Below are 12,748 nucleotides of genomic sequence, written 5' to 3' on the forward strand. Positions count from 1 at the left end.
AAACCTATTGATGACTATATTTTTCTAAAAAAGGATCTTGGATTGTTTATCAAAAAATTATTTTGTATTTTAAATATAACTTTTATATGTTAGAATAAAAAAGTTTACAAAAAATTGTGATAGTTATATAAATTTATGATAAGATATTTTTAGTATTCTAAAACCAAACTTTAAGGATACTAACACATATTTAATGAAGAAAAAGTAATATATATGTTAATAACAATACAAATATTCGCAATGATGAAATTCAATCAACAAGAAAACACAATTACTGAATATTTTGTATAATACATTAAATAATTATGTATATGAAAGAAGGCATTTTATGAATCATGTAACTAAAAAATCGAATTTAAAAATACCTATACTGTTTCTTATCATTTTTATATTAGTTGGATGTCAACAAAAAACAGTAGAAACTTCAAATAAAAAGAATACATCTGTTTTAGATAATCAAATTCTACATGTTGATATAAGCAATGATGAAAATGCTATATCAGGGATTTATTTAATGAATGAAGAAAATGAATTTTCTTCAACATTTATTAGTAAATATGATATTGGTATTCACTCATCATCTTATAAAATTATTATCAAATCTGAATATCAAAAAAGTATTGATTATCTAGAAATGGATATGCCAACTGCATCAACTATTACGAGCTTATATATAACTATGGATAATTATAATTTCATAGTCGGTTTATTTAATGGAACTGAATTAATCTCTAAACAAACATTAGATATAAATCAATATAATCAAGAAAGCGAAAACTTTGTATGTAAATCTAGTACTAATAATAAGATAACCCCTATTGGCTTAAGTCAAAAATTAGACAACGATCTTGTTATTTATGATACTACATTAGTTATGGTGCATGGTGATGAACAGTGGAACGAAGATAACGAAGAACATATCAAATTATCAGTCATTTTGGAGGAACAATAAATGAAGAAAACACTTTTAATCCTAACAACTTTGTGCATTGGCTATTTTTGTATTGCTGCATCTTCGAAAAATATAAGTATTTATACTGTAGAAACTGAAGCAGAAACCATAATGGATCAATTATATGAAAATAAAAATGTGGAAACTTATAAGTTTATCATTGATAATGCCATAGAAGATGGCTGTATCAATATAACATATTATATTGACAATGAAGTTGTTAAAAATTATCTTAATGTACTTACATTCCAAGATAAAACAAGTTATTTTTTTGTTGGAACAACTTCAAAATGCTTAATACTTCGACCAGATGAAAATCACAAAAGCTTTCATAATGGAAAAATAGATGTAAGTACCATTGATGAAGGATTTGTAAGTGCCTTACAAAATGTTAAATATATACGAGAAGAAAAAACAATGATTAGAACAGACGATTTAATCATACAGTTTGAAAATGGTTATAATAATCATAACTATAGAATTGACATTAAATATAGTATGGGTATTGCATAATAAAAAATAATTGAATTGATCAAAATCTCTAATATTTTCATTGTTAAAATCATAATTTAGATAATATATATTATTTTTGGGATAAATAAGTTAATGTTTAAAAAGGCATAAAAATATGTTGAATAAAAAATATTAGAATTAGTAAAGAAACAGCAGATAGATATCAGAATAGAAGGAAAAAGCCTAATTCTTTACTGTCAGAAAAAATCCACTAAATTTAAAAAGAAAAATGACAGATGACAATATTATAAAAGCACAAAAATATTTAAATAATATGTATAACCATAGAAGTGAATGGGTTAAATTGGCTGAATATGGATTAACAATACATATTCAAGTGCAACCCTTTACGGACAATGCACATGACTTGCATAGGAACGTTTCTTTAAAATCTACGAATATTCTCTCAGATTTATGGGTGGTTGTTAATTGGTTGTTACAAGTATATCTAGACAAGTTAATAAAATCTAATGGATTAGCAGTTGGTGCTCTATTCTCTTATATTGAAAGAATTTTTGATGGAGTGACTAACACATTTGTAGATGCAAAAAAAGATTGGCATAAAACAACCTGCTCATTAGATAAATTTAATACTAACCATTAAAATTAATTCAACTTCAAGATAAATAATAATATTTACAACTTCGTAGTTATATAATATTTTTATATGATTAAAATATTAAGTTCAACATGATATAATACATGTTGAAACCCATTTGAAAATAAATTAAAAATGTATGATTATCTAAAATAATTCAAACATCTGTTTACATATAAGTTTACATATAATTAGATAATCATACATTTTTTTAAATACCACTAAATTCAAAAAACTTTAAGTATCTTATAATTTATGAATCACTTTTATATATAATCAATTCATCTATACCACATTCAAAATACCAACATAATTTTGCTATTAAGTTTGCATCAATCCTTTGAAATTGATTATTACAATATCTATTAAAATTTGGTCTAGGCAAATCCAAATCTTTACATATTTTATTTTTACTAATGTTCTTTTCTTTTAAAAGCTGATTAATCCTTAATTCAATATGCCCATATTCCATATCATCACCTCTATGTATTTATTATATGAAAATATTTACAATATAATAATTTACAATTTATTACCTTACTATATAGATATTTACTATTTAGTAAGGTAATATATAATTATAAAATATTAAAAGGAGAATAATTATATGTATATATTTAAATTTTTAAAATCTTTAAAATTGTTAAGAAAAGAATACTTACCAAATTTTGATTGCTTTCCAAAAGGAAAAGTAATTTATTATGGACAATATAAGATTGAGGACTTATTAGAAGAACATGTATCATTAGATTTATTACCAAATCACGAATCAAATATACATTATCTTGCTTATGCTTTTTTGAATGATATCTATACTATCAAATATCTACCAATTGACCAATTTGTCAACTATATCAATATGCTAAATGAAGAAGATTGTAAATTTAAAAGATCAAGTTTGATGCTTCGTGATGCAGCCGTTTTTGAAGCAATTTGGCTCTTTGATAAACTAGCGTGTCTAAAAACAAATCCATTTTTTGAAGCAGATATAAAATATGGATTTTCAGCAATCAATTTATATAGAGATAACGGACACAACCATGAATCATTGCTTAGCCTATTTGATAATAATCCTGTAAAACGTGATATATTTTTTGAGCAATTTGTTTATTTTGTTAAAAAATATATAAAGCACAGACTAACTAAAGGAACACAGGTTTCAAGTATCTCTCGTTTCAAAGAACATTTATTAAATACAATTATTTCCTATGAAAATGAATCACCTAAACATTATAAGTCAAGCCTCATAACGCATAACAAAAATAAAGAATTTGATGATTTTATTCAACAATTAAACATATTAGACAGATTACAAGAATCAGATAATCAAAATATATAAGATTTTCTATCTTGAACATTGTAATATAAAATATTTACTTTATAAAAAATGTAGGCATAAAACGTCTACATTTTTTTTAAAGGTTTCAATTTTCAGCACAGAAACCCTAATACAGAGAAATTATCTATATTAGAGTTACTTTTTTTATTTGTGGTGTTCTTATAATGTTTAATTTTGTATACATTGATTATATCTAAAAAATAAATTTTTCACGTCATTTAATCAAAATGCTATTTATCAATTAATAACCATAATAATAGAGTGATTAATCCAAGAAAATACAGAAAGGAATTTGAAATCTTTGTATTTTCAATTAATAAACCAGCAGTAATTATCCTTTTTGATAATGCTCTTTATTTATAAATTTTATAAAATCTATAAAATCTAGATTCGTCTCAGGATATAAACTGAAAATGTTGTATGGATCCTCGATTAATAAATTTGAACTTTTAAGTATTTCTATAAATGAAAGTATATCTTTATCTTTTGTTGAATTATACGTAACTGGAATATCATAACTTGTATCGTTATTTGTTAATACCTCCATAGTAATTTGTGCACTATCAAATCGAACTCCTGTAGTAAGCCCATAGCATATCTTAATTTTTTTATATCCGAATATTTAATTAATAATTGCTGGGGTTTTTTTAAAATTTTTTCGTACAAACTTAGCAATTGGTAATATATAATTTCCTTTTTACGATTATCAATTGAACATCCATGTTTTTTTGTACCCATTAATATATATTCAATCATAACCACACCTCCTTGTTTAAAAAATAGAAAATTACCAATGTACACATTACATTATATCTATACTTCTATTATATATATTTTTTTGTTAAATACCTAATTATATATATGAAATGCAAAAATAGTGCACAGAATACATATATCTTTTCTGTTAGAAAAGCAAACTTTTAATGCTTTATAGTATTAAATATACTCAATAGATGAATTTAAATACGCTCATTTGTACTTTTTTCCAAAAAATATCACACTGCTTTTGTTCTGTAGCCTCATTAGGAATAAAGAATACTATTTTATGAACCAATATTAAATGTGATATGAATTTTCCGTTTAATTTTTCTTAATTAAATTACAATAACAAATAACAATTTGAAATGAAAAAAATCACCATCACACTAGCGTGATGGTGATGCTAGAGAAATAATACTTTTTTGGTTTTTAAAACATTATATGCAAATAAGTTATTTTTTAAAAAATAAAGCATTTCCGCAATAAATAATGCCAAAATAACAGGAGTATACATATCTGGTATGTTACATAAAATTAATATAGTACAAAATAAAATAACAATTATACATTTTCTGTATACATACCTATTTTGCATAATAAAGAAAATTAGACAATAAACAATTAATGTGACTGCAGTTATAAAATAATAATGAAAAAATTCAAACTTATTAATAAAATGGACTCCCAAAACTATTATTATCATTATTATTGTACAACTATAAATCGTTTTCGCATGAAATCCACCAAAAAGAACCCTAAATATACTAAACGCTATCAAAAACAGGGTACCAAAATACAATTCATTAAAAAAAGTGATATGCCTAAAACTAAAAAAGCAGTAAATCCATTGTACAATAATACTTCAAGACCATATGATTATTTCACGTTCTTCAACCACTTAATTCACAACATCAGCACCAGTAGTAGATGATTGTAGCACCACCTGTGCAAATGAATAGCACCGCTCAAAGGCGGTGCCCATTTTTATTCTCTGTTCATATTTGAAGTAACTTCTCTCATATTGACGTCACCTGCATTAATCGTAATAGAGTTATGAATAATTCGATCCATGATTGCATCTGCATGTACCCCTCCACCTAATCGTGTATGCCAAGATTCTATTTTGAATTGCGTACAAAATATAGTTGATTTATTTTGATATCTTCTTTCCACAAGTTCAAAAATAAATTCTATTTCTTGTTCATTCATAGAGTTTATGAGCCATTCATCTAAGATAAGCAAAGGACACTTAGCATATTTATTAATGAGCTTATTTCGTCCTCTTTTTAGTTCTGCTTCTTCTAACTGAACAAACAAATCAGGTATTCTTATATAACGTGTAGTTATTCCATCACGACAAGCTGCTTTACCTAGACAGTTTGATAAAAATGTTTTCCCCGAACCAGTAAATCCAACAATCAATACATTCTTATAACTATCAATATAACTGTTCGTAATCAATGTCATGATTTGATCTTTATCTAATTCTCTTTTTGAATAATAAATATCTTCTACAGATGCTTGAGGATATCTAAAGTGAGCGCGTCGTATCAATCCTTTTACTTTTTCGTTATATTTAATTTGATATGCATGATCTACAGAAGCATTGAGTCTTTCATCAAATGTCATAGCTTTATAAAGTGATTCTTTTTCTTGTAGTTCTAAAGCTTCTACTAAAGCATGCATTCCCATCATATCTAATTTCTTTTTTGTTTCATCATTAATCATTGTATTTTCCTCCATAATAATCTGCACCTCTCACATATCCACCATCATCAATCTTTTTATTTGAATCTTTATTACTCATCCAGATGAGGTCTTGATTATTCATCAAAATGCCATTAAGATGATGATAGCGGGGACACTTCACTTTTGTCAGTGCAAGTTCACATGCATTTTCCAATCTGTCATTCGAGAACTTGTTAGCTAACTTCAATACTGCAAGACAAGAATTGTATCCCTGCTCTTTAATTTTTACTGAATCAAATATTTTATTGATAACCATAAAAGTAGATGGTCCAATTTTATTTGCCCATCGTTTGATTCTCTCATCATCCCATTCTACTTTTTGGAAAGCATCAGGCATATGATCTTCAATGGTAGAATATTTATATTTCATGTAATCAGGTAATTTAGGGTGAATCGCTATTCTTGAATGTTTGTAAAATATCTCAAGACTATTTGAATTTACTTTTATGTCTACCTTCTTACCAACATATTGATAAGGGACAGAGTATTTATTTGTTTTGAACGAAACATGAAAATCTAAAGAAACCTTATGTTCATATAACCAAGTACAAACTTCATAAGAGATAGCTGGTAATTCTCTTAACATTTCTTTTTCACAGTTCATAAATACTTCTGTTCTGCTTCCTTCTCTTTTTGAAAAGGAGCATCATTAAATTCTTTGAGTGCTTTGAAAATTTCTTCCTCCACATGTGATAAAGAAATAAATCGTATATTCCTTAATTTTGCAATAATAGCTGAAGCAATCTTACCAACAGTTCCTTCGACACTCGGCTTTTGTTTTGGCTTTCTCACTTGAGCAGGCATAATCGCTACCATGTAATGTTGGGCAAGGGATTCATAGGCTTCATTAAGAACAATTTCACCTTCTTTAGGATGTTTTATAACTCCTGTTTTTAAATTGTCACAGACAATTTTAATAGGAATACCACCAAAAAATTCAAACATATCAATATGACATTTTAACCAAGTATCCTGTTTCATGTCTAAGCATGGTTTAACAAATGAATATTGACTATAAGGTAAGGTCGCAACAAACAAATAAACCTTAATTCTTTCTCCATCAGGAGTTAAAATACTCATGGTAGGCCCACTCCAATCAACTTCTATAGTGCTACCGGGTTTATGAGTAAGATGATTGGTTACGTTTGATAACTGAACATAGTTAGAATATCCTTTACAGAATTTTGTGTAACCACAAGGAATAGTTCCTTTAGAAATACATTGATTACGATATTCATTCCAAAGAAGCTTAAGATTGACTCCTGTTTTTTTAAGTTCTGAATGAATATAATCGTAATCGACTTCTTCAAAAACAGAAGTCTTAGGAGTAGGTGGAAATAACATTTCATAGATTTTATCTTCATCAAAATCTTTTACATTATCCCAAGAAACAGAATGAACATCAGCAGCTTTATAAACAGCTGAGATGGTGTGTCTTGATACATGCATTAAGCTTTCAATTTTACGCATTGAAATACCAGCTGCACGTAATTCAAGAATAAGTTTGACAGAAACTTTTTTAGGCATAATAAAAGCCCTCCTTTCGCTATAATGATGAGAGGCTGTCACTCTCAATATCATGATAACAAAAGTGGGGCTAATCATGTGTATTAATGGTGCTTTACATGTGAATTGAATATTATAAAGTGGTGCTTAAACTGTGTATCGGTGGTGCATAACGCGTGAAATAATCACATATACTAAGATTTCACTATTATATTCATTTAAAGTGTCACTATCTTGTAATTTACTTATTAAATAATCTAGTATCTTTTTCAAAATTTAAATCTTCTTCTTTTATAATTGCAATAATCTTGTAATAGTTAGTCTCAGAAATGTTAGTTATATCTAGAAAATGTTTATTTGAATTACAATAAAGATAATCAATGCTTACCTTAAAAACCCTTGCTAATGTTTCAAGATTTTCTATACTTGGCTTTCGAGTCCCTAATTCATAAGCGGAAATAGTACTTCTATCAATTCCTGTAATTTCTTCCAAAGTATTTTGTGTATACTGATAGTCCTGACACAATTTTTTAAGTCTTTCTCCAAAATTCATTTATATCACCAATGATAAATTACATCAAATAATGACACTATAGGTAACAATGGCACAATAAGTAACATTTTTTGTCTTATATAAACATAAATATGCATTCAGCGAAAAAAATATATTTAATGTTTAAACAATAGTACTATATAAGTGAAAAAATAAGATTGTTCAAATCAATAGATCACTGAAACAATTGACTAATCATTTAGTATTAATTGAAGCTTTAATTATATATTTTAATATTAATTCAAATATAAAAATAAGGAGGAAAAAATATGGACATCAAAAAAATTATATGTGTATTACTTGATAAATTAGCAAGAATTTCATGTAATTCATATTCATTTATTGGTTGTTACGAACCAGAAAAACCCAAAGATCTAAAATAAACATTTCTTTCGAAATGTTTATTTTGATTTTATATGCTATACTTACTATAAAGAGGAGATGAATTGTTATGAAAATCGCAATATTTGATGATGATATTATATTTTCCCAAAATTTATCAAAGGAATTCAATGAATATTATAAAAAATTAATTAGCCCAATAGAAATTGAAATAATAACCAAGAATTTTTCATTAGATTCATTTGATGATTTAGATATCGCTTTTATTGATATAGATTTAAATGGAAAAAATGGCATTGCTTTAGCTAAATATATGACTGATATTTCACCAAAAATTTTAATAATCTTTATATCTTCAAGAGATGAGTTAGTTTTTAATGCATTATCAGTGCCAACCTTTCAATTTATAAGGAAATCAAAGTTTAAAGAAGATTGTGCAAAAGTATTTAACCAATTATATAAACACATTCAAATTTATAACAAAAAAATCATTTTAGAAATAAATGGTAGAAAAACTGTTTTAAATTTAAATGAAATTCAGTATCTCTTATCTTTTGGTCGAGATTTATTAATCAAAACTATTACAAATGATTATATCATTGTTTCAACAATGAAAGAAATTATGCACAAAATAGAAGAAAAATCATATAACGATTTAATACAGATAAGTAGAAATCAAATAGTAAATTTAAATTATGTTAATAATATAAAATCCTCAAACGTTATCCTAAATGATGGAAGCAAATATTCAATTGGTAGAAAATATAAATCTACTTTTATAAAAAAATATGAGGAATTTCTTTTAAGATGATTATATTTGATATTTTAATGACTCTTTTTGAGGATTTCATAATTAGTTATTTTTTGGTTAATATATTTTCTGACACAAAAAAATTCAACACAATTTTCATTATAACATTGATTACCTTAATCGAAACTTTTATTTTAAATAATTATTTTATGAACAATGAATTGTTATTCTTTTCATTAGTAACAACTTGGACAATTTCATTATGTTTTATAACAAAAAAATTAATATACTTTACTTACTATTACCATGTCTAATGATGGGTTTATTGCTTATTTCCAATATTAGTTCGTTTTATTTTATATCATTAATTTTTGGCATAAAAATTAATCAAATTAACTTTCATCAAGAACTACTAATAACCACAATTATTCTCTCTCGTGTTATTTTTTTCTTATGTATTATTTGGTTAACAAAAATAATTAAAAAACTAAAAATAATAAAAACAGAAAATAAATTATTTGAATTTAATTCATTCTCAATATTTATCATTTGTTTACTATCAATTTTAACAACTATAGGTGAAAGTATAGTATATGGTATTTTTGACTATAAAATCTATGTCCTTTTGTCTTTAGAATTTGTAATTATGTGCACAGCATCAATAAAATTATTTATAGATATAGTAAAAAGCTATAATCAAAAATTAGAAATTCAATCTAAACTATTACAGTCTAACTATACTCGCAAAATGTATTCAGAAACTAGTAAATTAGCTTATAGACTTTCTGAAGAAAAACATAATATATATTATATTTTAAGAAAAATAGAAAACATTGCTAAATCACAAGATAACTTTGAAATAGTAAGTTCTATTCACAATGCATTAGATAAAATATATAAAACAGACATTCCATATACTTCTAAAAATCCAGTATTAGATTATATTATGACTAGAAAAATAATTCAACTAAGATTGAATAAATTTGATGTTATATATATAGCCAATATTGATGAAGACAAAATATTAAATGATTATCTTTTAATAAAAAATTTAGAAAAATATATTGATATATGTACCTTAAATAATTTGAATAAAGAAGGCATAAGTCTAGTAATTAAAATATATAAAAAGGCTGAATACATTATCTTTAAAATAGAAATTGATGTATCTTTAGATATCTCAACTTCGTTATTTATGTTTGATGAAAAATCCACACATATAAAAAAGGAAATTATAGACCACCAAAGTCCAGACAAAACAATCATTAAAATTTTGATTCAATAAAAAATAAATATCATAGACCATCAGACACACTTGCTTTATTGTAGTAATCTTTAAGCATCTTTCTAGTCATTACAATTGAGTAACTGATAATTCTCATCATGGAAAACATAAGCTTGAAACCTCTATATCTATGATTGAATCTCCAGGCATGTTCCTGTATATATCCATTGATATATTTTTTCGCTATGCCATGATAGATTCCATCTATATTACTTTTTATATTTGATATCTGTATATTTATCCAATACATAAGATGATCTGATTCTTTGTAATCTATAACGCGATTGATAAGATGTACTCTATCCTTTAAATAGTGATATGCCGGGTCACCATCAGTGCATATTGTTGTATCCTTATCGTAATAGATATGTTTCATGAGCCTTTTTACTTCTTCCTTGTTTTCGCTTTTTACTTGAAGCAGTTTTATTCTATTGGGATAGTTGTTAAGCTGATCTGTACCAAGAGCCACTAAAAAGGGTTGTTTGTCAGTTCCCAACCCTCTCTTACCATTATGAGATTTGCCACCAATGTGAAATCCATCTATTTCAATGAATTTTGATTTCAAATCAAAACAGCCATTATCCAAAGACATCAAATAACGCAGTTTATGGCATAGCAACTGAGCACTTTTTCTGTTGATGCCCAGTTGACGTGACAGTTCTTCTGCGGAAATACCCTTTGTAGAAGTGATAAAAAGGAATATACCATAAAGAAGTGTATATAATGGTAATTTGCTGTCCTGAAAGATAGTTCCTGCAAAAAGATAGACTTGATGTGAACATTGAGAACAAGTGTAGACATTATTTCTACACTTGAGTAAAGTAAAATGAACACAACCACATTCAGGACAAACAAATCCTAAAGGATGAAAAACATTCAAAAAGAAATTTCTACACATATCATCATTATTGAAGAAAAGCTTATTGAAAGTGATATGACTCATAATTTTTGGTTTAGCTTTAGCACAATTTTTTGACATAAACAATGACCTCCATAAATAATTATCAATGTCATTATACATTAATCAAAAAAATGATGACTTCTAAACCAGAGGATAGACTCCGAAAAAAGGAGTTAAAACAAGAAAGTATTACAAGTGGCTCAGATGGTCTATGAAAAAAATATAATTAAAATTTCGTTTGATTGTTTCACTTTTTTATAACTTCTTTTTTAAATTTTTCAAATTCTTATCTAGTTCATATAAACTATCAACCAACAATTCTGCAACACCATATAGATCTGAAAAACTAACACCAATATATTTATAAAACTTATTTTGATCGATGCTTTGAGAATATCCATACAAAACAAAGTCAATAGGCTGACCTATTGCATTACTTTTCATACCATCAACGCTTAAATAAAACCATTGATTTTTATAAGCATCCATTTTAACGAATGGAGAAGTCTTTGACCTTATATCAACACATATAAAATCTCCATCTAAACCATATTTTTTATGACGATTTGTACTTAAAGGATGTGCAACAACAAAAGAACGTATCGCTCTTAAATATCCCTTTGCTTTTAATACTAGGTCTAAATCTTGGTAAATATAATTATTTCCTAATCCTTTTTTTAAAAGCTGTTGAATTTTTTCTATAGATTCATTTATCCAATCAATCAATACGATAACATATATTACATCCTTCATAGTTGGCTTAGATAAATATTGGATTTCTTTATTTAAATCTTGAATACTAAAATTAATTTTTTGCAAATAGTCTTGACTAAGATAAAAATTTTCTTTATTCCCCAAATCCATTGTTTATGCAAACTATATTTTAATTTATTCAAATTTTTTATTTCTCTAATCCTATTCACTTTAATTACCTCCATCAAATAATATACCAATTAAGAAATAGAAAACAACTAATAAAATTAATTTTATAAAATTTACTACAAAATATTTGTGGATTTCTACATGTTTATATTAAAAATATTTTACTTTTCATTCTACTTATACCCTCACTTATATTACAACAAATTCTTATCATTATCCTTTAAAAGGATAAATTATATTCTATTTTTACTCTTTTTAACAAAAATATTGCTAATTTTTTCCAAAGAAAAACTATATAGTAATAATCTTTATAATTAGTCTCTTTAAGAAATAAGTGCATTAGAGCTATATATAAAAATATATTTTACATATTGTAATTTATAAATTCATCTGATAGAAACCCTTAGCACAGAAGGAAATACTGTTATTGACATAAGACATAAACTGAATTCTTTACTAAATAGAGTTAAGGGGGAAAAATTCTGATGGTTATCATATACATCTATTTTTATCGATACGTTTCTCGATGTTATGTTTTAAAAAAAGCTTATTTTATTATAATTCATCTTGCTGATGTCGAGTTCTTACTTAGTTTATTTAAATATAAAACATTTAACC

Annotated in this window: 16 protein-coding genes; 7 read left to right on the forward strand and 9 right to left on the reverse strand. The window is 25.7% G+C overall.

The features are described 5' to 3' along the window. The first annotated feature begins 328 nt into the window (after positions 1–328). The 3 genes from NMU03_RS01185 to NMU03_RS01195 all read left to right on the forward strand — a co-directional run bounded on the left by NMU03_RS01185 (position 329) and on the right by NMU03_RS01195 (position 2,069). The gene (locus NMU03_RS01185) at positions 329–952 is read left to right on the forward strand and encodes a hypothetical protein (RefSeq protein ID WP_290140576.1); all 624 of its coding nucleotides are present in this window, start codon (positions 329–331) and stop codon (positions 950–952) included. Continuing rightward, a complete protein-coding gene (locus NMU03_RS01190) occupies positions 953–1,465 on the forward strand; it encodes a hypothetical protein (protein WP_290140578.1) in 513 nt (170 codons plus the stop codon). 229 nt (positions 1,466–1,694) lie between these two features. Further along, a complete protein-coding gene (locus NMU03_RS01195; RefSeq protein WP_290140579.1) occupies positions 1,695–2,069 on the forward strand; it encodes a hypothetical protein in 375 nt (124 codons plus the stop codon). Positions 2,070–2,316: 247 nt separating this feature from the next. On the opposite strand, the gene NMU03_RS01200 is transcribed toward NMU03_RS01195, so the two are convergent. After that, positions 2,317–2,535, reverse strand: a complete 219-nt coding sequence (locus NMU03_RS01200; protein WP_087359024.1) for a helix-turn-helix domain-containing protein — start codon at positions 2,533–2,535, stop codon at positions 2,317–2,319. A gap of 135 nt (positions 2,536–2,670) precedes the next feature. Here NMU03_RS01200 and NMU03_RS01205 point away from each other — a divergent pair, with 135 nt between their 5' ends. Further along, positions 2,671–3,402: a hypothetical protein gene (locus NMU03_RS01205; RefSeq protein WP_290140582.1), complete on the forward strand. Its 732-nt coding sequence runs from the start codon at positions 2,671–2,673 to the stop codon at positions 3,400–3,402. Between the two features lie 534 nt (positions 3,403–3,936). Here NMU03_RS01205 and NMU03_RS01210 read toward each other — a convergent pair. The 6 genes from NMU03_RS01210 to NMU03_RS01230 all read right to left on the reverse strand — a co-directional run bounded on the left by NMU03_RS01210 (position 3,937) and on the right by NMU03_RS01230 (position 7,969). Then, positions 3,937–4,158: a hypothetical protein gene (locus NMU03_RS01210; protein WP_290140583.1), complete on the reverse strand. Its 222-nt coding sequence runs from the start codon at positions 4,156–4,158 to the stop codon at positions 3,937–3,939. Positions 4,159–4,564: 406 nt separating this feature from the next. Further along, complete coding sequence (locus NMU03_RS18160; RefSeq protein WP_494337180.1) at positions 4,565–5,020, reverse strand: accessory gene regulator B family protein; 456 nt, start codon at positions 5,018–5,020, stop codon at positions 4,565–4,567. Between the two features lie 125 nt (positions 5,021–5,145). After that, entirely contained in the window at positions 5,146–5,889 is a 744-nt protein-coding gene (locus NMU03_RS01215; RefSeq protein WP_226812203.1) for an ATP-binding protein, read from the reverse strand. Then, positions 5,882–6,514: a Mu transposase domain-containing protein gene (locus tag NMU03_RS01220; protein WP_290140586.1), complete on the reverse strand. Its 633-nt coding sequence runs from the start codon at positions 6,512–6,514 to the stop codon at positions 5,882–5,884. The genes NMU03_RS01215 and NMU03_RS01220 overlap by 8 nt, the downstream gene beginning before the upstream one ends. Next, positions 6,511–7,437, reverse strand: a complete 927-nt coding sequence (istA, locus tag NMU03_RS01225; RefSeq protein ID WP_290140588.1) for an IS21 family transposase — start codon at positions 7,435–7,437, stop codon at positions 6,511–6,513. The genes NMU03_RS01220 and istA overlap by 4 nt, the downstream gene beginning before the upstream one ends. A 220-nt stretch (positions 7,438–7,657) precedes the next feature. Then, positions 7,658–7,969: a helix-turn-helix domain-containing protein gene (locus NMU03_RS01230; RefSeq protein WP_087359018.1), complete on the reverse strand. Its 312-nt coding sequence runs from the start codon at positions 7,967–7,969 to the stop codon at positions 7,658–7,660. A 269-nt stretch (positions 7,970–8,238) separates the two neighbouring features. On the opposite strand from NMU03_RS01230, the gene NMU03_RS17470 reads away from it, so the two are divergent. The 3 genes from NMU03_RS17470 (at position 8,239) to NMU03_RS01240 (ending at position 10,347) form a co-directional block, all read left to right on the forward strand. Then, positions 8,239–8,352: a cyclic lactone autoinducer peptide gene (locus tag NMU03_RS17470; RefSeq protein ID WP_087360559.1), complete on the forward strand. Its 114-nt coding sequence runs from the start codon at positions 8,239–8,241 to the stop codon at positions 8,350–8,352. A 68-nt stretch (positions 8,353–8,420) separates the two neighbouring features. Next, entirely contained in the window at positions 8,421–9,122 is a 702-nt protein-coding gene (locus NMU03_RS01235; RefSeq protein WP_087360562.1) for a LytR/AlgR family response regulator transcription factor, read from the forward strand. A 202-nt stretch (positions 9,123–9,324) separates the two neighbouring features. Then, complete coding sequence (locus NMU03_RS01240; RefSeq protein ID WP_290140593.1) at positions 9,325–10,347, forward strand: hypothetical protein; 1,023 nt, start codon at positions 9,325–9,327, stop codon at positions 10,345–10,347. A gap of 10 nt (positions 10,348–10,357) precedes the next feature. Here NMU03_RS01240 and NMU03_RS01245 read toward each other — a convergent pair whose 3' ends face one another. Together NMU03_RS01245 and NMU03_RS01250 are read right to left on the reverse strand one after the other, a co-directional pair. Then, a complete protein-coding gene (locus tag NMU03_RS01245) occupies positions 10,358–11,326 on the reverse strand; it encodes an IS1595 family transposase (RefSeq protein ID WP_290140595.1) in 969 nt (322 codons plus the stop codon). A gap of 177 nt (positions 11,327–11,503) precedes the next feature. Then, positions 11,504–12,112, reverse strand: a complete 609-nt coding sequence (locus NMU03_RS01250; RefSeq protein WP_290140597.1) for a hypothetical protein — start codon at positions 12,110–12,112, stop codon at positions 11,504–11,506. Positions 12,113–12,748: the final 636 nt, after the last annotated feature.

This window comes from Allocoprobacillus halotolerans (assembly GCF_024399475.1).
Taxonomy (GTDB): domain Bacteria; phylum Bacillota_I; class Bacilli_A; order Erysipelotrichales; family Coprobacillaceae; genus Allocoprobacillus; species Allocoprobacillus halotolerans.

What these genes read in the sequence shown, in the direction of transcription:
- NMU03_RS01185 (WP_290140576.1), top strand. Translation starts at nt 329, where the DNA reads ATGAATCATGTAACTAAAAAATCGAATTTAAAAATACCTATACTGTTT.
- NMU03_RS01190 (WP_290140578.1), top strand. Translation starts at nt 953, where the DNA reads ATGAAGAAAACACTTTTAATCCTAACAACTTTGTGCATTGGCTATTTT.
- NMU03_RS01195 (WP_290140579.1), top strand. Translation starts at nt 1,695, where the DNA reads ATGACAGATGACAATATTATAAAAGCACAAAAATATTTAAATAATATG.
- NMU03_RS01200 (WP_087359024.1), bottom strand. Translation starts at nt 2,535, where the DNA reads ATGGAATATGGGCATATTGAATTAAGGATTAATCAGCTTTTAAAAGAA.
- NMU03_RS01205 (WP_290140582.1), top strand. Translation starts at nt 2,671, where the DNA reads ATGTATATATTTAAATTTTTAAAATCTTTAAAATTGTTAAGAAAAGAA.
- NMU03_RS01210 (WP_290140583.1), bottom strand. Translation starts at nt 4,158, where the DNA reads ATGATTGAATATATATTAATGGGTACAAAAAAACATGGATGTTCAATT.
- NMU03_RS01215 (WP_226812203.1), bottom strand. Translation starts at nt 5,889, where the DNA reads ATGATTAATGATGAAACAAAAAAGAAATTAGATATGATGGGAATGCAT.
- NMU03_RS01220 (WP_290140586.1), bottom strand. Translation starts at nt 6,514, where the DNA reads ATGAACTGTGAAAAAGAAATGTTAAGAGAATTACCAGCTATCTCTTAT.
- istA (WP_290140588.1), bottom strand. Translation starts at nt 7,437, where the DNA reads ATGCCTAAAAAAGTTTCTGTCAAACTTATTCTTGAATTACGTGCAGCT.
- NMU03_RS01230 (WP_087359018.1), bottom strand. Translation starts at nt 7,969, where the DNA reads ATGAATTTTGGAGAAAGACTTAAAAAATTGTGTCAGGACTATCAGTAT.
- NMU03_RS17470 (WP_087360559.1), top strand. Translation starts at nt 8,239, where the DNA reads ATGGACATCAAAAAAATTATATGTGTATTACTTGATAAATTAGCAAGA.
- NMU03_RS01235 (WP_087360562.1), top strand. Translation starts at nt 8,421, where the DNA reads ATGAAAATCGCAATATTTGATGATGATATTATATTTTCCCAAAATTTA.
- NMU03_RS01240 (WP_290140593.1), top strand. Translation starts at nt 9,325, where the DNA reads ATGTTTTATAACAAAAAAATTAATATACTTTACTTACTATTACCATGT.
- NMU03_RS01245 (WP_290140595.1), bottom strand. Translation starts at nt 11,326, where the DNA reads ATGTCAAAAAATTGTGCTAAAGCTAAACCAAAAATTATGAGTCATATC.
- NMU03_RS01250 (WP_290140597.1), bottom strand. Translation starts at nt 12,112, where the DNA reads ATGGATTTGGGGAATAAAGAAAATTTTTATCTTAGTCAAGACTATTTG.